This is a genomic window from Phytohabitans sp. LZ39, from assembly GCF_059359075.1.
The window spans coordinates 21,049-47,810 of record NZ_JCADBM010000026.1 but is presented as its reverse complement, the minus strand read 5'-3'; the positions used below and the strand labels follow the sequence as shown (position 1 = coordinate 47,810).

At 71.3% G+C, this 26,762-nt stretch carries 23 protein-coding genes and 1 tRNA gene; 6 read left to right on the top strand and 18 right to left on the bottom strand.

What is annotated here, in order from left to right:
• Nucleotides 1-117: 117 nt before the first annotated feature.
• The gene (gene galE, locus AC5L36_RS37220; RefSeq protein WP_441222101.1) at nt 118-1,092 is read left to right on the top strand and encodes a UDP-glucose 4-epimerase GalE; all 975 of its coding nucleotides are present in this window, start codon (nt 118-120) and stop codon (nt 1,090-1,092) included.
• Nucleotides 1,089-2,135: a galactokinase gene (gene galK, locus AC5L36_RS37215; protein ID WP_494909507.1), complete on the top strand. Its 1,047-nt coding sequence runs from the start codon at nt 1,089-1,091 to the stop codon at nt 2,133-2,135. The genes galE and galK overlap by 4 nt, the downstream gene beginning before the upstream one ends.
• A gap of 194 nt (nt 2,136-2,329) precedes the next feature.
• Here the strand turns inward: galK and AC5L36_RS37210 are convergent, their stop codons facing one another.
• The 10 genes from AC5L36_RS37210 to AC5L36_RS37165 form a co-directional block, all read right to left on the bottom strand.
• A complete protein-coding gene (locus AC5L36_RS37210) occupies nt 2,330-3,613 on the bottom strand; it encodes a sulfate adenylyltransferase subunit 1 (protein WP_441222097.1) in 1,284 nt (427 codons plus the stop codon).
• Entirely contained in the window at nt 3,613-4,524 is a 912-nt protein-coding gene (gene cysD / locus AC5L36_RS37205; RefSeq protein ID WP_441222095.1) for a sulfate adenylyltransferase subunit CysD, read from the bottom strand. The genes AC5L36_RS37210 and cysD overlap by 1 nt, the downstream gene beginning before the upstream one ends.
• A gap of 33 nt (nt 4,525-4,557) precedes the next feature.
• Complete coding sequence (locus AC5L36_RS37200; protein ID WP_441222093.1) at nt 4,558-5,376, bottom strand: 3'(2'),5'-bisphosphate nucleotidase CysQ; 819 nt, start codon at nt 5,374-5,376, stop codon at nt 4,558-4,560.
• Entirely contained in the window at nt 5,376-6,872 is a 1,497-nt protein-coding gene (locus AC5L36_RS37195; RefSeq protein WP_441222091.1) for a sugar transferase, read from the bottom strand. The genes AC5L36_RS37200 and AC5L36_RS37195 overlap by 1 nt, the downstream gene beginning before the upstream one ends.
• A gap of 54 nt (nt 6,873-6,926) precedes the next feature.
• Nucleotides 6,927-7,508, bottom strand: coding sequence for an aminoacyl-tRNA hydrolase (gene pth, locus AC5L36_RS37190; protein WP_441222089.1), 582 nt, complete (start codon nt 7,506-7,508; stop codon nt 6,927-6,929).
• Nucleotides 7,509-7,565: 57 nt separating this feature from the next.
• The gene (locus AC5L36_RS37185; RefSeq protein WP_441222087.1) at nt 7,566-8,210 is read right to left on the bottom strand and encodes a 50S ribosomal protein L25/general stress protein Ctc; all 645 of its coding nucleotides are present in this window, start codon (nt 8,208-8,210) and stop codon (nt 7,566-7,568) included.
• Between the two features lie 207 nt (nt 8,211-8,417).
• A complete protein-coding gene (locus AC5L36_RS37180) occupies nt 8,418-9,398 on the bottom strand; it encodes a ribose-phosphate diphosphokinase (RefSeq protein WP_441222085.1) in 981 nt (326 codons plus the stop codon).
• Between the two features lie 37 nt (nt 9,399-9,435).
• On the bottom strand, nt 9,436-10,926 hold the full coding sequence (gene glmU / locus AC5L36_RS37175) for a bifunctional UDP-N-acetylglucosamine diphosphorylase/glucosamine-1-phosphate N-acetyltransferase GlmU (RefSeq protein WP_441222083.1): 1,491 nt from the start codon (nt 10,924-10,926) through the stop codon (nt 9,436-9,438).
• Nucleotides 10,927-11,035: 109 nt separating this feature from the next.
• Nucleotides 11,036-11,107 (bottom strand) — tRNA-Gln (locus AC5L36_RS37170).
• A gap of 46 nt (nt 11,108-11,153) precedes the next feature.
• Entirely contained in the window at nt 11,154-11,996 is an 843-nt protein-coding gene (locus AC5L36_RS37165; protein ID WP_441222081.1) for a helix-turn-helix domain-containing protein, read from the bottom strand.
• Between the two features lie 221 nt (nt 11,997-12,217).
• Here AC5L36_RS37165 and AC5L36_RS37160 point away from each other — a divergent pair, with 221 nt between their 5' ends.
• Nucleotides 12,218-13,174, top strand: a complete 957-nt coding sequence (locus AC5L36_RS37160) for an acyl-CoA desaturase (RefSeq protein WP_441222079.1) — start codon at nt 12,218-12,220, stop codon at nt 13,172-13,174.
• A gap of 56 nt (nt 13,175-13,230) precedes the next feature.
• Nucleotides 13,231-13,833 (top strand): TetR family transcriptional regulator, encoded by a 603-nt coding sequence (locus AC5L36_RS37155; RefSeq protein ID WP_441222260.1) that lies wholly within the window; start codon nt 13,231-13,233, stop codon nt 13,831-13,833.
• Here AC5L36_RS37155 and AC5L36_RS37150 read toward each other — a convergent pair.
• The 6 genes from AC5L36_RS37150 to AC5L36_RS37125 are packed head-to-tail and all read right to left on the bottom strand — an operon-like array spanning nt 13,814 to nt 19,355.
• Nucleotides 13,814-14,296 (bottom strand): DUF4383 domain-containing protein, encoded by a 483-nt coding sequence (locus tag AC5L36_RS37150; RefSeq protein WP_441222078.1) that lies wholly within the window; start codon nt 14,294-14,296, stop codon nt 13,814-13,816. The two genes, AC5L36_RS37155 and AC5L36_RS37150, sit on opposite strands and share 20 nt — an antisense overlap.
• A gap of 45 nt (nt 14,297-14,341) precedes the next feature.
• Complete coding sequence (locus AC5L36_RS37145) at nt 14,342-14,803, bottom strand: DUF4383 domain-containing protein (protein WP_441222076.1); 462 nt, start codon at nt 14,801-14,803, stop codon at nt 14,342-14,344.
• A gap of 51 nt (nt 14,804-14,854) precedes the next feature.
• Entirely contained in the window at nt 14,855-16,633 is a 1,779-nt protein-coding gene (locus AC5L36_RS37140; protein ID WP_441222074.1) for an ABC-F family ATP-binding cassette domain-containing protein, read from the bottom strand.
• Nucleotides 16,633-17,613 carry a 4-(cytidine 5'-diphospho)-2-C-methyl-D-erythritol kinase gene (locus AC5L36_RS37135; RefSeq protein WP_441222072.1) on the bottom strand — a complete coding sequence of 327 codons (981 nt, stop codon included), beginning with the start codon at nt 17,611-17,613 and terminating at the stop codon, nt 16,633-16,635. Before AC5L36_RS37135 ends, AC5L36_RS37140 begins: the two co-directional genes overlap by 1 nt.
• A 39-nt stretch (nt 17,614-17,652) precedes the next feature.
• On the bottom strand, nt 17,653-18,501 hold the full coding sequence (rsmA, locus tag AC5L36_RS37130) for a 16S rRNA (adenine(1518)-N(6)/adenine(1519)-N(6))-dimethyltransferase RsmA (protein WP_441222071.1): 849 nt from the start codon (nt 18,499-18,501) through the stop codon (nt 17,653-17,655).
• Nucleotides 18,495-19,355: a TatD family hydrolase gene (locus AC5L36_RS37125; protein WP_441222069.1), complete on the bottom strand. Its 861-nt coding sequence runs from the start codon at nt 19,353-19,355 to the stop codon at nt 18,495-18,497. Before AC5L36_RS37125 ends, rsmA begins: the two co-directional genes overlap by 7 nt.
• Nucleotides 19,356-19,441: 86 nt before the next feature.
• Between AC5L36_RS37125 and AC5L36_RS37120 the strand changes: the two genes are divergently transcribed.
• Nucleotides 19,442-20,692 (top strand): hypothetical protein, encoded by a 1,251-nt coding sequence (locus tag AC5L36_RS37120; protein WP_441222067.1) that lies wholly within the window; start codon nt 19,442-19,444, stop codon nt 20,690-20,692.
• A gap of 760 nt (nt 20,693-21,452) precedes the next feature.
• Here AC5L36_RS37120 and AC5L36_RS37115 read toward each other — a convergent pair.
• Both AC5L36_RS37115 and metG read right to left on the bottom strand, forming a co-directional pair.
• Nucleotides 21,453-23,225, bottom strand: coding sequence for an MFS transporter (locus AC5L36_RS37115; RefSeq protein ID WP_441222259.1), 1,773 nt, complete (start codon nt 23,223-23,225; stop codon nt 21,453-21,455).
• A 57-nt stretch (nt 23,226-23,282) separates the two neighbouring features.
• Entirely contained in the window at nt 23,283-25,067 is a 1,785-nt protein-coding gene (metG, locus tag AC5L36_RS37110; RefSeq protein WP_441222065.1) for a methionine--tRNA ligase, read from the bottom strand.
• A gap of 86 nt (nt 25,068-25,153) precedes the next feature.
• On the opposite strand from metG, the gene AC5L36_RS37105 reads away from it, so the two are divergent.
• Entirely contained in the window at nt 25,154-26,617 is a 1,464-nt protein-coding gene (locus AC5L36_RS37105; RefSeq protein ID WP_441222063.1) for a hypothetical protein, read from the top strand.
• Nucleotides 26,618-26,762: the final 145 nt, after the last annotated feature.

The window sequence follows — 26,762 nt, the reverse complement described above, 5'->3', positions numbered from 1 at the left end:
ATGGTAGACAGGCGCCAGCGCATGCGCGTCCCGGCCACTGTTCGAACATGTTTACTTTTGCTCGAACCTGGTGGAATACTTGCCTCGGTACCTTAGACCGATGAGAGAGGGCACCACGTGAAACTGCTCGTCACCGGCGGCGCCGGATACGTCGGCAGCGTCGTCAGCCGGATGCTCCTCGACGCCGGCCACGAGGTGGTCGTCCTCGACGACCTGCGCACCGGCCACGCGGTCGCGGTGGCGCCGGACGCCACGTTCGTGCGGGCGTCGATCCACGACGCGGCCCAGGTGCTCACGCCGGAGGCCGGGTTCGACGGGGTGCTCCACTTCGCCGGGCTGATCGCCGCCGGCGAGTCGATGGCCAAGCCCGAGCTCTACTGGGACGACAACGTCATCGCCTCCCTCGCCCTGCTCGACGCGGTGCGCGCGGCCGGGGTGCGGCGGTTCGTCTTCTCCTCCACCGCCGCGGTGTATGGCAACCCGACCGAGCTGCCCATCCGCGAGTCGGCGGTCAAGCACCCCACCAGCACGTACGGGGCGACCAAGCTGGCGTTCGACCTGGCGCTGACGTCCGAGTCGTTCGCGCACGAGCTGGCCGCGGTGTCGCTGCGCTACTTCAACGTCGCCGGTGCCTACCTGCGCCCCGGTGTGTCGATCGGCGAGCGGCACGACCCGGAGACCCACCTCATCCCGATCGCGCTCCAGGTCGCCGCCGGCAAGCGCGACAAGCTCCAACTCTTCGGCGACGACTACCCCACCGACGACGGCACCTGCGTGCGCGACTACATCCACGTCGAAGACCTGGCCCGCGCCCACCTGCTCGCGCTCGAGTCGGCCAAGCCCAGCGAGCACAAGATCTACAACCTCGGCAGCGGCAGCGGCTTCTCCAACCGCCAAGTGGTCGACGTGGTCCGCGAGGTCACCGGCCACCCGCTACCGGTCGAGATCGCGCCCCGCCGCTCCGGCGACCCGGCCTCGCTCGTCGCCTCGTCCGACCTGGCCCGCCAGGAGCTCGGCTGGACGCCGACCAGGACCACGCTGCACGACATGGTCTCCGACGCGTGGGCGTTCTACCGCGAGCACGTGTCATGAAGCAGTTCCTCACCGTCTACGGGGCCGAGCCCGACGGCGTGTGGGCGCTCCCGTTCGCGCTGCCCCAGCGCACGGTCGTCGCCGCGTCCCGTGTGGACACTCCGGAGTGGACGGTGTGGTCGGAGCAGGCCGACGAGCGGATCACGTTCGACCTGTCCGAGCACGTGTCAGGCTGGGGAGCTTACGTCGCGGGCGTCGTGTGGGCGCTGCGCGAGGCCGGCCACCAGGTGCCCGGCGCCCGCATGGCCATCACCTCGGACGTGCCGCTCGGCGCCGGCCTGTCGTCGTCGGCGGCGCTGGAGTCCGCGGTGCTCACCGCGCTCGTCGACCTGGGCGGCCTCGATCTGCCGGTCGACCAGCGTCCACGGCTGGCCCAGCGCGCCGAAAACGAGTACGCCGGGATACCCACCGGCATCATGGACCAGTCCGCCTCGATCCGGTGCCGGGCCGGGCACGCGCTGTTTCTCGACTGCCGGTCCCTGGAGGTCGAGCACATCCCGTTCGACGTGGCGGCTGCCGGCCTCGCCGTGCTGATCGTCGACACCAAGGCGCCACACCGCCACGTCACCAGCGAGTACGCCGCCCGCCGCGCCACCTGCGAGGAGGCCGCCCGCGCCCTCGACGTGCAGGCCCTGCGCGACGCGACGCTGTCGATGGTGTCGGGCTTGGCCGACCCCGTCCAGCGCCGCCGGGCACGCCATGTGGTGACCGAAGACCAGCGCGTACTCGACACGGTGGAGCTGCTGCGCCAGGGCCGGGTGCGCGAGATCGGCCCGCTGATGACCGCCTCACACGCCTCCATGCGCGACGACTTCGAGATCACCGTCCCCGAGGTCGACACGGCCGTAGAGGGCGCCCTGTCCGGCGGCGCCTACGGCGCCCGCATGACCGGCGGCGGCTTCGGCGGCTGCGTGCTGGCGCTGGTCGACGCCGACGCGACAGACAAGGTCGCGGCCACGGTCGCCTCCGCGTTCGCCGACCGGGGTTTCACGCCGCCCGAGCCCTTCGTCGCCGTCCCCGGCCCCGGCGCCACCCGCCTGTAGCGGTTGGCCCCACCCACGCCCGGCCCCGGTCCCCCGCGTGTTGATCAGGGAGTTGGCGGGCGTGTCCGTCGGCGTGCCGCTACACAAACTCCCTGATCAACCACAGCTGGGGGTGAGCGCGACCAGCGGCGGACGGGTGAGGCCGCGGGAGCGACGGTCTGGACCACCGCGGACGTCGCGGTAGCCCAAATCTTCTAAGCGGTCTCGATGATCATGCCGGCGGCGACGGTCCTGTTGGTGGTCTCGTCGATGAGGATGAAGCCGCCGGTGGTGCGGTTGCGGCGGTACTCGTCGGCGAGCAGGGGGACGGTCGTGCGCAGGCGGATGCGGCCGATCTCGTTGAGCGTGAGCTGGGTGGCGCTTTCGTCACGGTGCAGCGAGTTGACGTCGAGCCGGTACTGGAGGCCGCGGACCACCGCGCGGGCGGCGCGGGTGGTGTGCTTGAGCGCGTACTTGCCGCCGACGGTCAGCGGGCGGGTCTCGTCCATCCAGCAGACCATCGCCTCGATGTCCTGCGCGACCGCGGGTGCGTTGTGCGGGCGGCAGATCATGTCGCCGCGGGAGATGTCGATCTCGTCTTCCAGGCGCACCGTGACCGACATCGGCGGGTAGGCCTCGGCTACCGGGCCGTCGGCGGTGTCGATCGCGGCGATCCGGCTCGTGAAGCCGGAGGGCAGCACCATCACCTCGTCGCCCGGCTTGAGCACGCCCGACGCCACCTGGCCGGCGTAGCCGCGGTAGTCGGTGACGGTGGTGGACTGGGGGCGGATCACGTACTGCACGGGAAAGCGCACGTCGACGAGGTTGCGGTCGGAGGCGATGTGCACGTGCTCCAGGTGGTGCAGCAGCGACGGGCCCTCGTACCAGGGGCTCTTGTCGGAGCGGCTGACAATGTTGTCGCCGTGCAGGGCGGAGATCGGGATGACCGTGAGATCCGGCGCCTCGAGCTTGGCGGCGAAGCTCGTGAACTCGTCCGCGATCCGCTCGTAGACCTCCTGCGACCAGTCGACGAGGTCCATCTTGTTGACGCACAGGACCACGTGCGGCACCCGCAGCAGCGAGCAGAGGAACGCGTGCCGCCGGGACTGCTCCACCAGGCCCTTGCGGGCGTCGACCAGGATCAGCGCCAGGTCGGCGGTGGAGGCGCCGGTGACCATGTTGCGCGTGTACTGGATGTGGCCGGGGGTGTCCGCGATGATGAACTTGCGCCGGGGCGTGGCGAAGTAGCGGTAGGCCACGTCGATCGTGATGCCCTGCTCCCGCTCGGCGCGCAGGCCGTCGGTGAGCAGCGCGAGGTTGGTGTACTCGTCGCCGCGGGCCAGGCTGACCGCCTCGACGGCCTCCAGCTGGTCGGTGAAGAGCGACTTGGTGTCGTAGAGCAGGCGCCCGATCAGGGTGGACTTGCCGTCGTCGACACTCCCGGCGGTGGCGAAGCGGAGCAGGTCCATCGCGCGGGTCTCCAGGACGGAGGCGGTCATCAGAAGTAGCCCTCCCGCTTGCGGTCTTCCATCGCCGCCTCGCTGACCCGGTCGTCGCCGCGGGTGGCGCCGCGCTCGGTGATGCGGGTGGCGGCGACCTCCTCGATCACCTTCTCCACGGTGTCGGCGACGGAACGGACGGCCGCGGTGCACGACGCGTCGCCGACCGTGCGGTAGCGCACCGTCTCGACGAACGGGGTCTCGCCGGCGCGGGCCGCGAGGAACTCGTTTACCGCGTACAGCATGCCGTCGCGCTCGACGACCTCGCGCTCGTGCGCGTAGTAGATCTCCGGCAGCGCGAGGCCCTCGGCGGCGATGTAGTGCCACACGTCGAGCTCGGTCCAGTTGGAGAGCGGGAAGACGCGGATCGACTCGCCCGCGTGGTGGCGCCCGTTGTAGAGCGACCACAGCTCGGGGCGCTGGTTTTTCGGATCCCACTGGCCGAAGTCGTCGCGGAAGCTGAACACCCGCTCCTTGGCCCGGGCCTTCTCCTCGTCGCGGCGGGCGCCGCCGAAGAGCGCGTCGAACCGGTACTTTTCCACGGCCGCGAGCAGCACGGGGGTCTGGATGCGGTTACGCATGCCGTCGGCCGACTCGCGCACCAGGCCCGCCTCCAGCGCCTCGGGCACGCTCGCGACGACAAGGTGCAGCCCCAGCTCCTCCACCCGGGAGTCGCGGTAGGTGAGGACCTCGGGGAAGTTGTGACCGGTGTCGACGTGCATCACCGGGAACGGGATGCGGGCCGGCGCGAAGGCCTTTTCCGCCAGGCGCAGCATCACGATCGAGTCTTTGCCGCCGGAGAAGAGCAGCACCGGCCGCTCCAGCTCGGCGACGACCTCGCGCATGATGAAGATGCTCTCGGCTTCGAGAGCGGCCAGGTGCGAAACCCGGTAAGTCTGCGTCTGGCTCACTCTTCCAGACCTTTCCGATCGGTTAACCCCGGATCACTCTACCTTCAGCTGCCGCCGCAGCGCCGCCAGCAGCTTGGGGGCGAGATCCTTCCGGCAGACCAGGAGATCCGGCAGCCGGGGATCGGCCTGATTGTATTTCAGCGCGGACCCGTCGATCCGGGAAGCGTGCAGCCCGGTGGCCGCCGCCACAGCGACCGGCGCGGCGGAGTCCCACTCGTACTGGCCGCCCGCGTGCACGTACCCGTCGACCTCGCCGCTGATGACTGCCGCGATCTTGGCGCCGGCGGAGCCCATCGGCACGAGCTCGGCGCGCACCTCCTCCGCGACCGCGGTGAGGAACGCCGGCGGCCGGCTGCGGCTCGCCGCCAGGCGCGCGGGGCCACCGCTGGCCGTCATCGGTGGATACGCCGGCGGGTAGTCCGTGGCCAGCACCCGGTGCTGCGCCGGCAGCGCCACCGCACCGGCCGCGAGCCGCAGCTGGCCGGTCGCGTGGCGGGACCAGAGCGCGACGTGCACCGCCCAGTCGGCCCGGCCCTCCTCGGCGAACTCGCGGGTGCCGTCGAGCGGATCGATGATCCACACGCGGTCGGCCTCGAGGCGGGCGGGCGGCCGCGGGCCGTCACCCTCGACCCACGCCTTGCGGGCGTGGTCGTCTTCCTCGGACAGCACCGCGTCGGCCGGACGCCACCGCGCCAGCTCGGTGCGGATCAGGTCGTGCGACAGCTTGTCGCCGGCCGCCTTGAGCGCGGCCGAGTCCTGGTGCCCGCGCTCGGCCCGCACCTCGAGCAGCAGCTCACCGGCGCGGGCGGCGAGCCACCGGGCGAACGCGCCGTCGACCACCGGGGGCGCCATCAGTACGCTCCCGCGGACCGGGCCACGGCGGACACGGTGCGCGCCATGATGACCAGGTCGAACGACAGGGACCAGTTCTCCACGTACCGCAGGTCCAACCGGACCGCCTCCTCCCACGGCAGGTCCGACCGACCGGAAACCTGCCACAACCCGGTCATGCCGGGCTTGACCGCGAGCCGGCGCCGGACGTCGTCCGCGTAGGCCGCCACCTCCTCCGGCAGCGGTGGGCGCGGGCCCACCAACGACATCTGGCCGCGTAGCACATTGAACAGCTGCGGCAGCTCGTCGAGCGAGAGCCGGCGCAACCACCGACCGACGGGCGTCACCCGCGGGTCGTCTCGCACCTTGAAGAGCACGCCGTCGTGCTCGTTGAGGTGCCGGATCTCCGCCAGCCGCGCCTCCGCGTCGAGGTGCATGCTGCGGAACTTGTACATCACGAACGGCTGCCCGTCCCGGCCCACCCTGACCTGACGGAAGAATACCGGCCCAGGTGAGTCTCGACGGATCCGGACGGCGAGAGTCAGTAACAGCGGCGACAGCAACGCGAGTAGCACCGCGGCGCCCACCCGGTCGACGACCTCCTTGACCACCCGGGCGCCGCCCTCCAGCCGCGGATGCTCGACGTGCAGCATCGGCAGCCCGTCGACGGGGCGGATCGTGGTGCGGTCACCGGCCACGTCGACGAGCGCGCTCGCCACGATCAGGTCGACCTCGTCGCGTTCCAGCCGCCACGCGAGCCGGCGCAGCGCGTCCCCGTCCAGCTCCGGGCAGGAAAGCACGATCACCGTGTCGGCGGCGGCCGCGTCGACCGCGTCGGCCGCGTCGTCGAACGTGCCGTACACCGGCAGCCCCACGTTTCCGTCACCGCCCGCGGGCAGGCACGCGCCGACGACCTCCAAGCCGTGGTACCGCTCGCGGCGCAGCTGCCGGGTGATGTGCACGACCGCCAACTCGTGCCCCACGACGATCACGCGGCGCAGGCACTCGCCCCGCTCGCGGGCCCGGTGCAGGTGCTTGCGGGCCGCGAAGCGCACCGCCAGGGCGCTCGCCGTCGCGACCGGCAGCGCCACCAGCACGTAGAAGCGGGCGGTGGGCAGGTCGAGGGCGTACGACACGATCGCGGCCGCCGCGATCAGGCTGAGGCCGGCGCGGATGACCCGCTGGTACTCGTCGGTGCCCACGTAGAGAAACCGGCCCTCGTACGTGCGGTGCAGCGCGAGCACGCCGACCAGCAGCGCCGGCAGCAGCAGGGAGAGCAGCAGGTACACCCGGTTGTACGAGGTCACCGTCTGGCCGAAACGCACCTCGAACGCCAGCGCGCCCGCGGCCACGCCGACGAGCAGGTCGCCGAGGAGCAGCCGCCGCACGTACCGCGACTCCCAGGCGGCGCGCCGGGACAGGGCGACGTGGCGGCCCGGCGACCGCCGCGACGGGCGGACCGGCAGCGGCGTCGGGAAGAGATCAAGGTCGTCTTCGACATCCCACAGCTGCCGCACCGTGCCCCCCGATGATCGCGTCTGTCGTGACCAACGGGTTGACCGGTCTGGGCGTCACGCCCCGTTATAGGCGTTCTGCGCAACTTCCACACCGCGGGTGACAACCGTCTCGACGACGTCAGCCGCCCGATCGACAAGGAACTCGAGCTCCTTGCGCTCGGCCGCGTTGAAGTCGGACAGCACAAAATCGGCCGGATCCTGCCGCCCCGGTGGCCGCCCGATGCCGAACCGCACCCGCACGTAATCCTTGCTGCCCAAGGACTTCGACATCGACCGCAGCCCGTTGTGGCCGCCCTCGCCGCCGCCGATCTTCGCGCGCACCGTCCCGTACCCGAGATCGAGCTCGTCGTGCACGGCGATGATGTTGCCGATGGGGATCTTGTAGAACTGGGACAGCGCCGCCACCGGCCCGCCGGACAGGTTCATGTACGTCAACGGCTTCGCCAGCACCACCCGCGGCCCACCCGGCACCAGCCGCCCCTCCGCGACCTCGGCCACCGCACGCTTGTGCCGGCCGAAACGCGCGCCGATCCGCGCGCCGAGCAAGTCGGCCACCAAGAAGCCGGCGTTGTGCCGGTTGCCCGTGTACTCCCGGCCAGGGTTGCCGAGCCCGACCACGAGATAGGTCTCGTCCATCACGCTGCCCTTTACGCAAAAGGGGGCCCGCCGGGCCCCCTTTCATCGCCTGTCGAATCAGGCCGACGCGGCGGCCTCGGCCGGCTGCTCGTCGGTGGCGCCCTCCGGAGCGGCTTCCTCCGCCACCTCGGCGGTCTCGCCCTCCAGCTCCTCGGCGCTCGGCGCCACGGAGACCACGGCGATGACCGTCTCGGGGTCGGCGGCCAGCTCGGAGCCACGCGGCAGCGTGACGTCGGCGGCGGTCACCCGCGAGCCACCCTCGAGACCCTCGATCGAGACCTCCAGGTGGTCGGGCAGGTGCAGCGCCTCAGCGACGATCGAAAGCGTGTTGCTCTCGGTCACGACCAGGGTGCCCCGGGCCGCCTCACCGATCAGCTGCACCGGAACGTCGACGGTCACCTTTTCGCCACGCTTGACGATCAGCAGGTCGACGTGCTCGAAGGTGTCCTTGATCGGGTCACGCTGGATCGCCTTCGCCAGGGCCAGCGTGGTGCTGCCTCCGACGACGTCGATCGCGAAGACCTGGTTGAGACCGCCGTGGCGGATCGCGGCGGCGAACTCACGAGCGGGAAGCGCGATGTGCACCGGCTTCTCGCCATGGCCGTAAAGGACGGCGGGCACCTTGCCGGCCCGACGGGTGCGACGGGCACCGCCCTTGCCGAACTCGGTGCGGGGCTCGGCGCTGATCTTTACCTCGGACACGGGAGTACTCCTGATGTTTCGTCTTTGCTGCATGAGGTCGGCGGCGGTGCCGGGCGAGGGGCGCGCGGGGCAGGGCCCGGAGCACCGCGTCGATCACGGTGCGCCGCGGAATGCGCTGTGTCAGCAGCAGCCCGCAGGACACCCTCGCCGTGGCAACCGCTCCAGTCTAGCGGAGCCGGACGCCGTGATCCGCCGGGGTGGCTCCCTCTAGCTCAATCCGCCAAACAGGGTCGTAACGGAACCGTCATCGAAAACCTCACGGATCGCGCGAGCCAGCAACGGCGCGATCGACAGCACGGTGATCTTGTCAAGGTGCTTCTCCGCCGGCAGCGCCAGCGTATTCGTCACAACCAGCTCGCTGATCCTGCTGTTCTTGAGCTTCTCCGTCGCCGGGTCGGAAAGCAGCGCGTGCGTCGACGCCACCACCACGTCGGCGGCACCCGAGTCGTACAGGATGTCGGCCGCCCGCGTGATCGTGCCACCCGTATCGATCATGTCGTCGACGATCAGGCAGACCCGCCCCTCGACCTCACCCACCACACGGTTGGCGACCACCTGATTGGGCTTCATCGGATCGCGCGTCTTGTGGATGAACGCCAGCGGGCACCCGCCCAACCGGTCGGTCCACCGCTCGGCCACCCGCACCCGACCCGAGTCCGGCGCCACCACCGACAGCGGCCGGCCGGCGTACTTGCGCTCCACATAGCCGGCCAGCGTGTCCATCGCGAACAAGTGGTCGACCGGCCCGTCGAAGAAACCCTGGATCTGCGCGGTGTGCAGGTCGACCGTGAGGATCCGGTTGGCACCCGCCGTCTTGAGCAGATCGGCCACCAGCCGCGCGGAGATCGGCTCCCGCCCGCGGTGCTTCTTGTCCTGCCGCGAGTACGGGTAGAACGGCAGCACCACCGTGATGCGCTTGGCCGAGCCCCGCTTCAGCGCGTCGACCATGATCAAGGTCTCCATGACCCACTTGTTGACACCCTGACCGATCGACTGCACCACGAACGCGTCCGAGCCGCGCACGGACTCCTTGTAGCGCACGAAAATCTCGCCGTTCGCGAAGTCGTACGCATCGGTGGGTGTCGGTGCGACGCCCAAAGCCGCACCGATCTCGTCGGCAAGCTCCGGAAAACCGCGGCCTGAGAAGAGCATCAGGCTCTTGCGGTTTTCCGCGACGATGCTGCCCATCGGCAATCCGCTCCCGTGGGTCGGTGGGGCTAACGAGTCACTCGGTTGCAGTATCTCCCGAGGTCAACCCATCCTGCCCGGCATCGCCCCCGCCGTGCGTTGTCTCACTTCGCGCTTTTCTCGCCGCCTCCGCGGCCGGGGTGCCCGGGCGCTTACGCTCCGTCCACCCCTCGAACGTACGCTGCGGGCCACCCGACACCGCCAGCGCACCCGGCGGCACATCCTCGCGGACCACCGTGCCGGCGCCCGTGTACGCGCCGTCGCCCACCTCGACCGGCGCCACGTACATCGTGTCGACACCACCCTTCACGTGGCTGCCGATCACCGTGCGGTTCTTACGGGTGCCGTCGTAGTTGGCGAACACCGACGCCGCACCGATGTTGGTCTGCTCGCCGATCGTCGCGTCACCCACGTACGACAAATGCGGCACCTTCGTGCCCTCGCCGATCTCGGAGTTCTTCACCTCGACGAACGTGCCCACCTTGGACTTGCGGGCCAGCCTCGTACCCGGACGCAGGTACGCGTACGGCCCGACACCAACCTCCGGACCCACCTCCGCGCCGACCGAGTGCACGCGGACGACCGACGCGCCCGCCCCAACCGTCGTGTCGATCAGCGTCGTGTCCGGGCCCACCACCGCGCCCGCCGCGACCGAGGTGGCGCCGCGCAGCTGGGTGTTTTGGTCGACGACCACGTCACGCTCCAGCGTCACGGTCACGTCAACCCACGTCGTCGCCGGGTCGAGGATCGTCACACCAGCCCGCATCCACGCCCTGTTGACCCGGTCACGCAGCAGCGCCCGCAGCGCCGCAAGCTCCGCGCGGTCGTTGCAGCCGAGCGTCTCCGTGACCTCCGACGCCACGTGAACGCCCACCGCCTGGCCGTCGGTCGCGAGCAGACCGAAGACGTCCGTCAGGTACTCCTCGCCCTGCTCGTTGTCGGTCGACAGCTTGCTCAACGCCTCACGCAGCAGAGCGCCGTCGAACGCGTAGATGCCCGCGTTGATCTCGCGAACGGCGCGTTGCTCGGCGGTCGCGTCGCGCTCCTCGACGATCCGCTCCAGGCGGCCGGACTCGTCACGCACGATGCGTCCCAGGCCGGTCGGGTCGGCCACCTCGGCGGCCAGCACGGTCGCGGCCAGGCCCGCCGCCTCGTGCGCCTCGACGAGCTCGCGCACCGTCTCCTGACGCAGCAGCGGCACGTCGCCGTTGAGCACGACCACCGTGCCGCCGGCGTCGCCCGCGGCCTCCAGCGCGATACGCACCGCGTGGCCCGTGCCGTGCTGCACGGCCTGCAACACCGGCTCGGCGGCGGGGGCCACGTCGGCGAGGTGCGCCTTGACCTCCTCGGCACCGTGACCGACGACGACGAGCGTGCGCTGTGCCTCAAGACCGGCGGCGGCAGCCAGCACGTGTCCGACGAGGGTGCGACCGAGCAGCGGGTGCAGCACCTTCGGGAGCGCCGACTTCATCCGCTTACCCTCACCGGCGGCAAGGACGACGACGGTACGGGACTGGGAGGACGTCACGAGGTAGCTCCCTCAGGGGTGGCTGTGGGTTGCGGCCTCATGGTAGTCGCGCACCCTGCCGGCCCTACCGGAAGGGGCGGGCGTTACGATCCGGACATTCCAGGGCTAGCTCGGGCGCCAGGACTCGAACCTGAACATACGGCACCAAAGGCCGCAGTGCTGCCAATTACACCACGCCCGACCAAATCGGACCTAACGGACCTCGTCGTCAGATCGCAAGGAGAACCTTACTCCGCCGACAACGCCGCGAACACGCCGGCCATCAGACCTCCGACGTGGACGTAGAGCTGTCGGCTACGAGGCACATTGATCACGAGGCAGCCATGGTAGTCGTCGCCCTGGTTGCGCCGATTTGTGGATGGCTTGTGCCGCTTGAGCGTGGGGCGCTTCATGTCGCCTACCGCGACGCCGATGCGATCCGCCCACCAACGACACGCGGCGAGCGCGTCGGCGGACTCGTGGATGTGTACCCGGTACGTAAGCTGCCGGCGCTCGACGCCAAGCATCTCGACGAATCGGAGGAAGATCTCGACCAGTCCGGGATCGCTGTTGGTGAAGTTCAATTCATGCTGCTCACGCCAGGGTTTGCTCTTGGAACCCTCACACCAGTACGCGACCGCGCCGGCGATCAACAGCTCGCGGTCCTTCAGCCGGCCGACCCACTTGGCCGCCTTGTCCCGGATGTCGGCCTCCAGCTCGTCGCGAGCGACCCGGTACTCGCCCCATCGGGCGTCGGTCATGACCTTGGAGTGGGCGCGCCGCCGGGCACGCTCCGCCTCAGGATCCTTGTCGTAGGGGATGTGCCGGACCCACAGGTAGGCGGTCGACTTCGACACCTCGAGCTCGTCGGCGATGGCGTTGACCGACATGCCTTGGCCGCGCAGCTCGATCGCTCGGGCGCGCAACTCGTCTTTGGCGTTCGGCCGGCGGGTCCACTCGGGCGGCGGAACGCCGCGGAGTAGATCTTGGAGCAGCTCTTTGCCGATGCCGAGCCGCTCGCGGATCTGGCGGGACGAGAGTGCTTCTTCGGTGCGTAGGCGCCGCGCTTCGGCGGCCAGGGGATGCGTCATGACGGGCACGCTAGGAGACGTGTGCGGGCGGTGGGGTCAGCGTCGCTCGGCGTGTAAATCGCTATGCCACGTCAACGTGCGATTGGGTCCGGCTCCAGAGGATTCACAGGAAGGAAAAGGGGTAGACCACTGTCAGACTACGGTTGCGTAAGTTACGGTGACGTAGGCGTAGCTTTGAACCCCCGGACGCCCAAAGCCCCACTTCAGCGCAGCGAGGTGACATGTCCACAGCCACCCTCGACGACACCACCGTCAAGAATCCGAAGCCGCTCACCGACGGCAAGCAGTCCACCGGCATCCTGATCGGCCTCTGGGCCTTCGTGGTGCTCCCGTTCCTCGCCGTCTTCGCCGCCGTGCCGATCGCATGGGGCGGCTGGCTCGGCTGGACCGACGTCGCGATCTTCCTCGTGCTGTACTCGGTCTCCGGCCTCGGCATCACCGTGGGCTTCCACCGCTACTTCACCCACGGGTCGTTCAAGGCGAAGCGGTGGCTGCGGGTGTCGCTGGCCGTGGCCGGCTCGTTCGCGGTCGAGGGCAACATCACGCAGTGGGTGGCGGATCACCGCCGGCACCACATGTTCTCGGACGTGGAGGGTGACCCGCACTCGCCGTGGCGCTTCGGCACGGGCTTCTGGGCGCTGACCAAGGGTCTGTGGTTCGCCCACATGGGTTGGCTCTTCCACCGCGAGCTGTCCAACCGTGACCGCTTCGCGCCGGACCTGGTGGCCGACAAGGACATCAACAAGGTCGACCGGCTGTTTCCCCTGCTGGTGACGATCTCGATGCTCGCACCGGCGGTCGCGGGCGGGCTGGTGACCTGGTCGTGGCAGGGCGCGCTGACCGCGTTCTTCTGGGCCGGTCTCGTGCGCGTCGGCCTGCTCCACCACATCACCTGGTCGATCAACTCGATCTGCCACGTCTACGGTGAGCGCCCCTTCGAGGTGCGCCAGGGTGACAAGGCGGCCAACTTCTGGCCGCTGGCGATCCTGTCGTTCGGCGAGAGCTGGCACAACCTGCACCACGCCGACCCGACGTGCGCCCGCCACGGCGTGCTGCGCGGCCAGATCGACATCTCGGCGCGCGCCATCTGGATCTTCGAGAAGCTCGGCGCGGCGTATGACGTCCGCTGGCCGAAGCCGGAGCGCATCGCGGCGAAGCTGGTAAAACCGACCTCGTGACTGACAGCCCGAGCACCAACGGGGTGGCGCCGGCCAAGACCGGCAGCCGGGTGCGGATGCCCGCGGCGCAGCGCCGCGAGCAGCTCATCTCGATCGGACGCGAGCTTTTCGCGGAGCGCGGGTTCGACGCGACCTCCATCGAGGAGGTCGCGTCGCGCGCGAAGGTCTCCAAACCCGTCGTGTACGAGCACTTCGGCGGCAAGGAGGGCCTCTACGCGGTGGTGGTCGACCGCGAGGTCCGTTCGCTGCTCGACCGGATCACCAACGCGCTGACCGCCGGCCATCCCCGCGAGCTGCTGGAGCAGGCGGCGCTGGCGCTGCTCGACTACATCGAGTCGGAGACCGACGGCTTTCGGGTGCTGGTGCGCGAGTCGCCGCTGTTGTCGTCCGGTGGCAATTTCAGCAGTGTGCTCAACGACATCGCGCACCAGGTGGAGCACATCCTGGGCGCCGAGTTCAAGACGCGCGGGTACGACCCGAAGCTGGCCGAGCTCTACTCGCAGGCGCTGGTGGGCATGGTGGCGCTGACCGGCCGCTGGTGGCTGGAGGTGCGCAAGCCGCGTAAGGACACGGTGGCGGCGCACCTGGTCAACCTCGCGTGGAACGGCCTGTCGCACCTGGAGGCGAAGCCGGCGCTCCTCACTCGGCGGGCGAAGTAGTGGCGGGTGCGGCGTTGCGCCGGTAGGCCTCCTCGGCTTCGACGTCTTCGGACGAGCCGACCTTGTCGTACAGGCCGGCGGTGAGCACCAGCAGCCCGAAGATGAACGACACGATGCTGTTGACCATCGAGAAGTTGAGGATGTTGGCGTCGGTCTCCATCAGCGTCATCATGGTCAGCCCGACCAGGATGAACACCAGGCCGGCACCGAGGTTGACCATGTGTTCGACGTTGCCGCCGATGACCGCGGCGGCGAGCAGCACGGCGCCGTAGACGACCGACAGGATGGCGAAGGCCAGGTTGGTGCGCAGGCCGAGCACCCACACGTCGCCCCGGTCGAAGAGCGGGTCACCCGCGGTCTGGATCAGGCCGATGATGCCGAAGACCAGGATGTACAGGCCGATCAGGCCGGAGAGCGTGCGGTACAGCGGTCGCATTGGATGATTGACCGGGATGTGCGCCATACCAGGATTGTCACCCGGTGGCGGCCTCTCCGCAGCCGCAAACGGCTACTCGAGCAGGAGCCTGGCGTCGCGCGATGCCCGGGCCTGCTCGTCGGTGCCGAGCTTGCCGTACATGCCGGCGAGCAGCAGCACGAGCGCCAGCACCATCGTGACGATGACGGTGGGCATCGTGAAGTTGAGGTAGTTGGCGTCGGTGCGCATCACGGCGAGGCCGGCGAGGCTGAGCCCGCCGAGTCCGTACCCGGCCGCCTTGTGGATCGCCACGTCGATGTTGCGGCCGACGGCAACGCCGATCAGGATGATCAGCCCGACGGCGATCGAGATGACCGAGTGGCCGAGGTTGGTGCCCTGCCAGAGGGCCTCGGCGTCGTTCTGGGCGAAGAACTCGTCGCCGCTCGTTTCGATCAGCCCGAGGACGCCGAAGACGATCAGATAGAGGCCGGCCAGCCCGCCGAGCGCCCGGTAGGTGGGGCGCAGCGGGTGGTTCACGGGAAAGTGGCTCGCCATGGCCCGTGATTCTGGACCATCGGTCTCATCCGGCCTCGGGCAGCCCCACGATCAGTGATCTGGCACCTGGTCGGCGAGCGCGAGCCAGGCCTCTTCCGTCTCGGCGCGCTCCGCCTGTGCGGCCTTGAGCTGCGCGTCGAGCTCGGCGATCCGGGCGTAGTCGGTGGCGTGGCGGGCCATCTCGTCGTGCAGCGCCGCTTCCCGCTGTTCGAGCTTGGCGACGGTGCGCTCCAGCCGGGCCAGCTCCTTGCGGGCGGCGCGCGTGTCACCTGCGGACGGCCGGGGTCCTCGTTCCGCCCGTGCTGGCGGCGTGGCCTCCTGGGTGACGGACGCCAGGTACTCCTCGACGCCGCCGACGAGGTGGCGGAGCTGGCCGTCGCCCATCAGCGCGTACACCGTGTCGGTGACCCGCTCGACCAGGTAGCGGTCGTGGCTGGCCACCACCAGCGTGCCGGGCCAGCTGTCGAGCAGGTCTTCGAGCGAGGCGAGGGTGTCGGTGTCGAGGTCGTTGGTGGGCTCGTCGAGCAGGAGCACGTTGGGCTCGCCGGCGAGGAGGCGGAGCATCTGGAGTCGCCGCCGCTCGCCGCCGGAGAGGTCGGACACGGGTGTCCACACGCGACGGTCGGTGAACCCGAACACCTCGGCGAGCTGTGCGGCCGACAGCTCGCGGTCGCCGAGCTTGACCCGCTTGGCGACCTCTTCGACCGCCTCCAGCAGGCGCAGGTGGCCGGGCAGCTCGGCCAGCTCCTGGGAAAGGAACGCGGTGCGCACCGTGGCGCCCACCCGCAGCGTGCCCTCGGTCGGTGCGAGCCGCTGCGCGAGCAGCCGCAGGAGCGTGGTCTTGCCGGCCCCGTTGGCGCCCAGGATGGCGATGCGGTCGCCCGGCCCGACCTGCCACGTGACCTGGTCGAGGATCTTCTTGGGTCCGGCGTGGAGGGTGACGTCGGCCAGGTCGTACACCTGCTTGCCGAGCCGTGCGGTGGCGAGCCTGCGCAGGGAGACGGTGTCGCGCGGCGGTGGCACGTCGGCGATGAGCGCGTTTGCCGCCTCGATCCGGAAGCGTGGCTTGGACGTGCGGGCCGGCGGCCCGCGGCGGAGCCAGGCGATCTCTTTGCGGAGGAGGTTTTGCCGGCGGGCCTCGGTGGCGGCGGCGACCCGTTCGCGCTCGGCGCGGGTGAGGGTCCAGGCCGCGAAGCCGCCCTCGTACGCGCGCACGGCCTGGTCGGCGACCTCCCAGGTGGCGGTGCAGACCGCGTCGAGGAACCACCGGTCGTGGGTGACGACCACGAGCGCGCCGCGGCGGCCGGTGAGGTGGTTGGCCAGCCAGTCGACGCCGGCCACGTCGAGGTGGTTGGTGGGCTCGTCGAGGATCAGCAGGTCGGCGGCGCGGACCAGCAGCGCGGCCAGCGCGACGCGCCGCCGCTCGCCGCCGGACATCGGCCCGACGGGCTGGTCGAGGCCGAGGTGGGGCATGCCCAGACCGTCCAGGATGGAACGGACGCCCGCGTCGCCGGCCCACTCGTGCTCGGCCGCGAACCCTTCACCGAGCCAGGCGGTGCCGATCACGACGTCGTGGACGGTGGCGTCGGCGGCCAGGTCGAGCGACTGTGGCAGCCACGCCACGCGCAGGTCGCGGCGGTGGGTGACCCGGCCCGCGTCCGGCTCTTCGATCTTGGTGAGCAGCCGCAGCAGCGTCGACTTGCCGGCGCCGTTGAGGCCTACGACGCCTACCCGGTCGGCGTCGTCGAGCCCGAGGGAGACGTCGGTGAGCAGGGGGCCGGCCGCGCCGTACCCCTTGGACACCCGGTCCAGGTTGACGATGTTGGCCATCAGACGACGCGGGCTCCGGCGACCGGGCCGTGCGCGGTGCGGGCTGCGCGGCACACCTCGGCCGCGGTCAGGTCTTCGGCGATCTGGGTGGCGTGCTGGCCGTCGGCGGCGAGGAACACGCAGGTGGGACCGGAGCCGGAGACGAGGCCGGCGAGCGCGCCGGCGGCGTGGCCGGCCTTGAGCACGTCGGCGAGGCCGGGCCGCAGGGAGAGGGCGGCGGCCTGGAGGTCGTTGTCGAGCGCCGCGCCGAGCACGGCCGGGTCGCGCTGCCGCAGGGCGGCGAGCAGCTGGTCGGCGCTGCCGAGCAGCGGGTTGCTGGCGTGGCCGGGGAGGCGCGGCGCCTGCCCGGCCTCCCGCAGGCGGTCGAGCTCGCGGTAGACGTCTGGTGTGGAGAGGCCGCCGTCGGCGATCGCGATCACCCAGTGCCACGAGCTGGGCCGGGCGAGCACCGGGCTGACCGCTTCGCCCCGGCCGGTGCCGAGGGCGGTGCCCCCGTATACGAGGAAGGGCACGTCGGAGCCGACGCCGGCGGCGACCGCGGCCAGCTCGTCGCGGGAGAGGCCGAGCCCCCACAGCGCGTCGCAGGCGACGAGCGCGGCGGCCGCGTCGGCGCTGCCACCGGCGAGGCCGGCCGCGAGCGGGATCTGCTTGCGCAGGTGGAGGCGGGCGTGTGCGGGCACCTTGGCGTGGGCGGCGAGGGCGCGGGCCGCGCGGATCACCAGGTTGCTCTCGTCGAGGGCCAGCTCGCCGGCCCCCTCACCTTCCATGGTGAGCGTAAGCGTGTCGCCGCGGCGTGCGGTCAGCTCGTCGTACAGCGAGATCGCGTGGTAGACGGTGCTGAGCTCGTGGTATCCGTCCGGCCGCGCGGGCCCGACGCCGAGGTGCAGGTTGATCTTCGCGGGGACGCGCACCTTCACCGGCCCGGACGCCGCGAGGCGCGGCCGGTCCAGCTCCTCGTCCGGCCGCCAAGCCTCGGTCACGGAGCGATGTCCTGCACTCGCGCTCGCACGTCCGTCAGACTACTCGGCGGCCCGGCTCGGTACGGGCGCGGCAAGCGCTATGGCGACGAACTCGTCCACCGTCAGCGACTCGCCGCGCGCGCCCGGATCGACGCCGGCCGCCTCCAGCACGGCCGCCGCGCGGTCGGGGCCGCCCGCCCAGCCGGCCAGCGCGGCCCGGAGGGTCTTGCGCCGCTGGGCGAATGCGGCATCGACGACCGCGAACACCCGCTCGCGCGGGGCGGCCGGCTGCTCACGCTTGGTGAAGGCGACGAGCCCGGAGTCGACGTTGGGTACGGGCCAGAAGACGCTCGGCGGCACCCGGCCGGCGTTGCGGGCGCCCGCGTACCAGGCGAGCTTGACCGACGGCACGCCGTAGACCTTCGAGCCGGGCCCGGCCACGAGCCGGTCGGCGACCTCCTTCTGCACCATGACCAGCCCGTGCCGCAGGGTGGGCAGCTCGGCGAGCAGGTGGAGGACCACGGGGACGGCCACGTTGTACGGCAGGTTGGCGACCAGCGCGGTCGGCGCCGGGTGGAGGTCGGCCGCGGTGATCCGCAGCGCGTCGGCGTGGTGCACGGTGAGGTTGGCGGGGTGGCCGGCGGTCTCGGCGAGCGCGCCGGCCAACACCGGGTCGATCTCCACCGCGTGGACGTGGCGGGCGGCGGGCAGCAGGCCGAGGGTGAGCGAGCCGAGACCGGGCCCCACCTCGACCACCACGTCATCGGAGTCGAGGGCGGCGGCGGTCACGATGCGGCGCACCGTGTTGGGGTCGTGCACGAAGTTTTGCCCGAGGCGCTTGGTGGGCGCGACCCCCAGCCGCGCGGCGAGCGCCCGGATCTCCGCCGGGCCGAGCAGGTCGGCTACCACGGCCCGAAGACGCGGTCGCCGGTCGCGGAGATCGCGGCGCAGAGCTCGTCGAGGTCGGCCCCGGTCGCGTCGGCCAGGTGGCGGACGGTGAGCGGGATCAGGTACGAGGCGTTCGGCCGGCCCCGGAACGGCATCGGCGTCAGGTAGGGCGCGTCGGTTTCGACGAGCATCTGCTTGATCGGCGTGACCCGGGCCGCGTCGCGCAGGGCCACCGCGCTGGCGAACGTGACCGTGCCGGCGAAGCTCAGCACGTACCCGCGGCGCACGCACTCGGCGGCGAAGTCGGCGTCGCCGGAGAAGCAGTGCAGCACCACCGCCTCCGGGGCGCCCTCGTCGTCCAGGACGCGGAGTATGTCGGCGTGCGCGTCGCGGTCGTGGATCACCAGCGCCTTGCCGTGCCGCTTGGCGATCGCGATGTGCGCCCGAAAGCTCGCCTCCTGCGCGGCCCGCCCCTCGTCACCGGTGCGAAACGTGTCCATGCCGGTCTCGCCGACACCGCGTACGCGCTCGTGGCCGGCCAGGTCTTCGATCACGCGCAACGCTTCGTCGAGATCACTCAGGCGTGGCGCCTCGTTGGGGTGCAGCGCCACGGTCGCGACGATCGCCGGGTGCTGGTCGGCGACCTCGACACCCCAGCGCGACGAGTCCACGTCGACGCCCACCTGCACCAGCCGGTCGACACCCGCCGCCGCGGCGAGCCCGACGAGCTCGGCCACGCCACCCGGCGCACCCTCCTCGGCCACGGTGATGTCCAGGTGGGTGTGGCTGTCGATCACGGGGACCGCCAGTGGCTCCGGTGGCGGCGGAAACTCCCCTTGGCGCTGGCGTCGCGAACTCCTCATCGCGCCCAGCATCCCACGGGCGTGTCGTGCCGGGTGTCACAGGTAGGCGTAACCCTGCGTTCACCCACCGGCACGGGCTGCGGCCTATTGTCGGCGGGGTGACAGTGACCCCTTCGCCCACACAGCCGCACATGGCGGGCGCGGGTTTGCACGTCACATACGAGGGCGTGATCTACACGGCCGAGGAGCTGGCGCACGGCGCGGCCTACGAGCTGTTCAGCAGCGACCCGGCCGACGGCTTCGAGCGCAACCCTCGTCCCGGCGCCGCCTACCCGTGGCACAGGTTCGTGCACGTCACCGAGGTGACCTCGGTCGACGGCGTGCGCGCGGCCGCGCCCGAGGGGCTTGAGGCGCCGCTCATGGTCCCGCTCAATAGGGCCCGCGGGTGGCACGACATCCACGCGCTCAGCCAGTCTCCGGCGTTCGCGCACGACCCGACCGTCAGCGGCATCCGGCGCACGGCCGCGATCCGCCGCGGCACCCGCATGTTCAAGGTGCTCTCGGCCCGCCAGCTCTCCGGTTACCTGCGGGGGTGGCTGCCGCACGGGTTCTGCTACCGCGAGCACGACGTCGCCCACCTGCGTACGCCGGCCAATCTGGCGCTGCTGCGCACCGACAGCGAGTCCGCGCGTGACGACCCGGACGTGGTGTTCGCGATCCGGTGGCGGGCCGTCGACCCGTATGACTTCGAGATCCCCCTCGGCGACAATCAGGGCGGCCTGGCCGGCATGCCCTCGCACGACCGCATGGGCGCGCCGGTGCTGGGCACCGGGTTCACACCGAGTGGGCGGTTCGTGATCCCCGAGTTCGTCACCACCGACTTCGCCGACCTGCCGCTGCCGTCCAATGCCACGCTGCTGGCGTATACGCCGGATGGCACCGAGGTCGCGCTGTACACGTATCAGCCGGAGCAGCGAGGCTGGCTGCGCATGGTCGGCCCGCAGTGGCGCCACCTGCTCCACAGCGTGCCCGACATCGCGCCCGAGCAGGAGTACGTGCCGAGCGACGAAAAGACCAAGTCCACCCGCCTGGTGGGGCGCTACCGCGGCCAGGAGTACGAGGCGGTGGCCGACCCGCCCGGCGAGTTCCGGGTGCTGGCGATGACCCGGGCCGCGCGCTACCCGGTGGAGGCCCTGGCCCGCCGCGCGGCCTACGCCCGCTGGCGCGGTGCCGATTGCCTGGTGCTCCGGCAGGAGTCGGGCTGGACCCGGCTACGCCTGTGCCGCCCCGACCCCGACAACGTGGCGGCGCTCGGCGCCCAGTGCTACGAGCGCGGCGTCTACGAGGCGTGGGCGCCGGCGGCCGAGATCACCGACCACCGCATCGTCAACATCGAGTACGCCCTCTAAAGACCAAGACCCTTTGAGCTGCCGCGACGTCCGTCGTGGCCCAGACCGCTGCTCCCGCGGCCTCACCCTCCGCGGTTCACAACCGGGACGACCCCGGCCTCGCGCGATTGTCAAGGTCGCGGAAGCACACCACGGTGCGGCACGCTTCCTCCTTGATCGGCGTGAGGGGATCGGCAATGCCGTCGCGGTCCATGCCGCTGCTCACGGACAGACGCGCCATCACCGTCAGTAACGGCCACAGCGGGCGTAAAACCGCGTCCGATGCCAGATCTTGGAGAGTTAGGGCGCTATTTCAGCCATAACTCTCCAAGATCTGAAAGCCCTACCCCGACACTGGTAACGCTACGTCAGGATGTCGGGGAGTAGAGGCATACGGCTGTCCGCGAACTCACCCGGGGGCTTGTCCCGCGGACTCGGCAGTGGACGGCCGGGGAATTCGGCTCGCCCTGGCGAGCCGCCGGCCGGGAACGGTGCCCGCGGGAGCATACGGTCCGTAGCTGACGCGGACCTGGGAAATCTGCCTCGAATTTGACCATGCATTGTGGCCAGGCGCGCCAACCCCGACCGCGAAGCTCTCTAGTGGCAGCTCCGTACCACGATCCGTTGGCAGACGGGGCGGCTTGATAGCGATCAAGGATCAACGCTGCGCCAACCACCCGACCGCGCCGCCAACGCGGTCAAGCCCCGACAAAACGGGGAAGCAGCGGTCGGGACAGTGCGGTAGCTCAAACCTTGGTTGAAGTGCCCTGAGGGTGAGCGGCTACCTGAGGCCGACGATGCGCAGGATTTCTTCCAGGGGCATCGAGCGCACCGCGGCGCGCACCAGGCTGACCGTCCACGCGGGCACGTCGCCGCGCTGCTCGGCGTCGTCGAGTGCCTTGTTGACCGCGGCCCGCACCGTGCGGTCGACGGTCGGCGGGTCCCAGTCGACGTCGGCGAAGCCGGGCTGGCCGGCCAGTGCGAGCAGGAAGCGCTCGCGCGACATGCCGAGCTCGCACGCCGCGCCGTGCAGCGCGCTGTATGCCACCCGCTGCACCAGCGCGTCGACGCCGTCGCCGGGGTAGGGATCGGGCGGGGCCGCGCACGGGTCGGTCTCCTGGTAGCGCCCGTGGTCGCGGGCGCCGGCGGCCACTTCCGCGGCGACCAGGGCGGGCCCGGCCAGCACGAGAACAGCGAGCACCGCGGTCGGGCCGGCACGCCACCGCGGGTACGCCATGGATGGCCGGCGCACCGCGAAGGCCGCGAGGACGGTCAGGAGGGCGAGCGCCGCGGCGGCAAGGAAAGCCGGGCGGAACGCCCGGGTGAGCACGGCGCTGAGGCGGTGGTCGACCTCCTCGACCACGGCGGTGGTCGCCTCCGCGCGGTCGGTGGTGTCGACGGCGGCGGCCAGGTCGGGCACGGCCCCGCGCGGCGCCCCGACGAACGTGTCGCGCACCGAGAGCGCGAGCCGCAGCTTCTCCTGCACCGGCATGCGGGCGTCGAGCAGCACGCCGGTGCCGGTGACCACGGCCTGCTGGGCGCCGTCGGTGAGCGAGCCGGCCAGCAGCGGCGCGATCACGACGAGGCCGAGCACCAGGCCGGCGTGCTTGGCCGCCACCACCGAGCCGCCCGACCGCACGATCGGGGCCGAGGCGGGCACCGCGGCCGCCGAGAGCACCCGCGCGACCACGCCGAAACCGGCGCCGCACAGGAAGAGCGCCACGGCCGCCCAGGCCAGGCCCGCCGCGGGCAGGAACGCCAGGCCCAGCAGGCCGGTGCAGAGCGCGAGAGTGCCACCCACGACGCGGACCGCGGGGCCGGCGCTCGCGGTCAGGCGGCTGGCGATGATCGTGCCGGCCGGCAGCGCCATCATCACGAACGCCGCCGCGAGCGGGCTGAACCGCCAGATCTCGACGAGCAGCAGCACGCCGAGGAAGAGCGCGCCGACGAGCCCGGCGAAGAGCGTGACGTAGCCGGCGGTCGCCCACAGCGGGTTGGTGGCCGGCACGTCGGGCTCAGGCTCCAGCGCCGGCGTGGGTGACAGCGCGAGCACGCCGAGCGCCAGCAGCGCCACCGGCACCTGAGCGAGGAAGATCACCCGCCAGTCGAACGCCTCCGTGAGCGCGCCGCCGAGCGCCGGGCCCACGGCCAGGCCCGCGGTGGCGGCACCGCTCCACAGGCGCCGGCCACGATCCCGCCCCACATGCGCGCTGAGCAGCTCGAGCGCCCCGGACAGCAGCGCGGCCGCGCCGATGCCCTGCACCACGCGGCCAGCGAAGAGGCCACCCAGCGAACCGGTGAGGCCGCACCACGCCGAGCCGGCCGCGAAGAGGGCGAGGCCGGCCATCGTGAGGGGCCTGGTCGGCAGCCACCGGCGCACGATCACCAGCGCCACCGCCGCGGCCGTCACCGCGACCGCGTAGCCGGTCAGCACCCAGGAGACGCCGACGATCGTCGTGTCGAAGCGCGCGTAGATCGCGGGGAGGGCCAGCGCGACGATGGATGCGTCGGCGAACGCCAACGCGACGACACCGGTCAGGGTGGCGGCCGGCATCTTCACGCCTGCCAGTCTCCCGGGTACGCGCTACGCCGCGACACCCTGAAAAGCCCCTTACTCCCCCGGATCTAGGCGAGCGAGCTCCTCGTCGACGATCGAGGGGTCGAGCTTGCGGAAGACCGGCTTGGGCGGGGCGAGCGCGCGACCGGCCTCGATCGGCACCGACTCCCACCGCGCGCCAGCCGTGTAGTCGCCGGTCAGGATCGGGTACGACGGGCCGCCGTCGAGATCCTCGACCTGGACGATCGAGGGCATCGGCGCGTGTACGCCGGCGCCGCCGAGCAGCTCGTGCACCTTCTGCGCGCTGTGCGGCAGGAACGGCGTGAGCAGCGTGTTGCAGTCGCTCACCGCCTGAAGCGCCACGTGTAGCACGGTGCCCATCCGCTCCGGGTCGTCCTTCATCTTCCAGGGCGCCTGGTCGGACAGGTACTTGTTGGCCTCGCCCACGACCCGCATCGCCTCGCCGATCGCCTGCTTCTGGCGGTGCTTTTCGAGCAGGCTCCCGACGCCTGCGAACGCCTTTCGGGAGGTCTCCAGCAGCGCCTGGTCTTCGGCCGTCAACTCGCCCGCGGGTGGGATGGCGCCGAAGTTCTTGGCGGCCATCGAGATCGAACGGTTGACGAGGTTGCCCCAGCCGGCCACCAGCTCGTCGTTGTTGCGCCGCAGGAACTCGGCCCAGGTGAAGTCGGTGTCCTGGCTCTCCGGGCCGGCCACGGCGATGAAGTAGCGGAGGGCGTCCGCGTCGTACCGCTCCAGGAAGTCGCGCACGTAGATGACCACCTGGCGGGACGAGGAGAACTTGCGCCCCTCCATCGTCAGGAACTCGCTGGAGACCACCTCGGTCGGCAGGTTGAGGCGGCCCAGCCGGCCGGGCTCGCCGCCGCGGTCGCCCTCACCGGAGTAGCCCAGCAGGAGCGCCGGCCAGATCACCGAGTGGAAGACGATGTTGTCCTTGCCCATGAAGTAGTAGGCGCGGACCGGCTCTTCGGACCACCACTTGCGCCACGCCTCCGGGTCGCCGGAGCGGCGGGCCCACTCGATCGAGGCGGACAGGTAGCCGATCACCGCGTCGAACCACACGTAGATGCGCTTGTCGGTGCGGTCGCGCCAGCCCTCCAGCGGGATCGGCACACCCCACTCCAGGTCGCGCGTGATCGCGCGGGGCTGGAGGTCGTCCAGGAGGTTTTTGGAGAAGCGCAGCACGTTGGGGCGCCAGCCCTCGCGCGAGTCGAGCCACTTGCCGAGCGCCTGGGCGAACGCGGGCAGGTCCAGGAAGAAGTGCTCGGTCTCCACGAACCGCGGCGTCTCACCATTGATCTTGGAGCGCGGGTTGATGAGGTCGATCGGGTCGAGCTGGTTGCCACAGTTGTCGCACTGGTCGCCACGCGCACTGTCGTACCCGCAGATGGGGCAGGTGCCCTCGATGTACCGGTCGGGCAGCGTGCGCCCGGTCGACGGGGAGATCGCGCCCATCGTGACCTTGGGGACGATGTATCCGTTGCGGTGCAGCCCTTCGAACAGCTCCTGCACCACGGCGTAGTGGTTGCCGGTGGTGGTACGGGTGAAGAGGTCGTAGGACAGGCCGAGCCCGTGCAGGTCTTCCACGATCACCCGGTTGTACCGGTCGGCCAGCTCGCGCGGGGTCACGCCCTCCTTGTCGGCCTGCACCTGGATGGGCGTGCCGTGCTCGTCGGTGCCCGAGACCATGAGCACGTCGTGGCCCGCCATCCGCATGTAGCGGCTGAACACGTCGGAGGGCACCCCGAAGCCGGAGACATGACCGATGTGGCGCGGACCGTTGGCATACGGCCAGGCGACAGCCGCGAGAACGTGACTCATAGCGCCCAAGCCTAGTTACTCGAGATTCGCCGACACGCGCGGAACGCTACGCGCTCGGTGCCGCTCGGCGTTGTCCAATGAAGGTTGTGACCGGATCAGCGCCACAACCAGGCGAAACGCACCTGCCCGACACTTCGGCGGGTTCAAGTCCGTGGGCGTCGGACGGGCCCGACGGCGCCTGGTGGCGCGGCGACCCGGCGGCCGCGGCGGCACGGTTCGCCGCGTTGCGCCCGATCGAGCCGATCCCGCCCGCCCCGACGGTCACCCTGGCGGCGCCACTGCCGGCCGAGCCCGTCCCGGCGGATCCGGCGGCCGGCGGCCACTCGCTGCCTGAGACGCTGCCCGCCCTGGTCGCGGCCCAGCCGCCCACCGCGGCCCAGGAGCCGGTCGCGGCCCAGCCGCCCACCGCGGCTCAGGAGCCGGTCGCGGCCCAGCCGCCCACCGCGGCCCAGGAGCCGGTCGCGGCCCAGCCGCCCACCGCGGACGGGGAGCCGGCGCCGGCGGTTGCCGAGGAGCGGCCCGCGCCGGCCACTTCCGATGCGGAGGCCGTCGAGGCGGAGACATTCGAGGCGGAGGTTGCCGAGGCGCGGGCCGTCGAGGCGCACGCCGTCGAGGCGCCGGCCACCGAGACACAGGCCGTCGAGGCGCCGGCCACCGAGGCGGGCGCCGTCGAGACACAGGCCGTCGAGACACAGGCCGTCGAAGCGGCGCCAGACGCGGAGGCCGTCGAGGAGCCGCCCGCACCGGAGCCACTCGACGAGCCGGCGGAAGCGGTCGCGCCACCGGCCGAGCCCGAAACACCCGAACCGGAGCCCGCCGCACAAGAAAAGCCCGCTGACGAAGAGTTCGAAGCCCCGTCGGCGCAGGCCACGATCACGCAGCCCATCGCCGTGCAGGCCGAGCGGGCCGAACGGGAGACCGAAGCGGCCCGGGAGACCGTCCGGATCGCGGCCGTGTCGGAGCCCGACGAGCGCCCGTTCTGGATGCCCGTCCAGGAGATGCCCCGCGGCTCCCGCCGCCCGCCCACGCACGGCCGCCCCGGCCGGCCACCCAAGCCGCCCCGCCGGCCGGCGACCGGCTTGATCGCGCTGCTGGTGTTCGCGCTGCTGGCGACGTTCTTCGCGTGGGTCAGCGCGGAGCCGCTCTGGCTGGCCGTCGGCCACGGCGACAAGGGCACCGCGACGGTCACCGAGTGCACCGGCAACGGCGTGTCGCAGCGCTGCCTGGGCGAGTTCACGGCCGCGGGCGGCGCCTTCACGGCCGAGCGCGTGCGCCTGCTCGGCGTCGGCGAGCAGGACGGCGCCGGCACCACCGTGACCGCCAAGATGGTCGGCTCGGACAGCGGCCGCGCCTACGTCGACGCGGCCAGCGGCGTCCTGCACCTGCGCTGGGGCCTCGGCATGGGCCTGGTCGTGCTCTGCGGCCTCGGCATCGTGTGGGCCACCGGCGCGCTGCGGCTCGAAGACAGCCGCTCCCGCCGCCGCGCCGCCCTCGCCGGCCTCGCCGCCCCGCTCCTCGTCGCGGTCGCCTTCCTGGCCGCGACCTTCTAGTGCGGTGGCCACAAACCTTCACCGGGTGAGCGGCGGCCTTCGGCCACCGCTCACCCGGGCCGGCGAGGCCGGCCAACGTTTGTGGCCACCGCGCTAGCGACCCCTGCGGACTTCACCCTGGTTGTCGGGTCGCGGCTCCGGACCG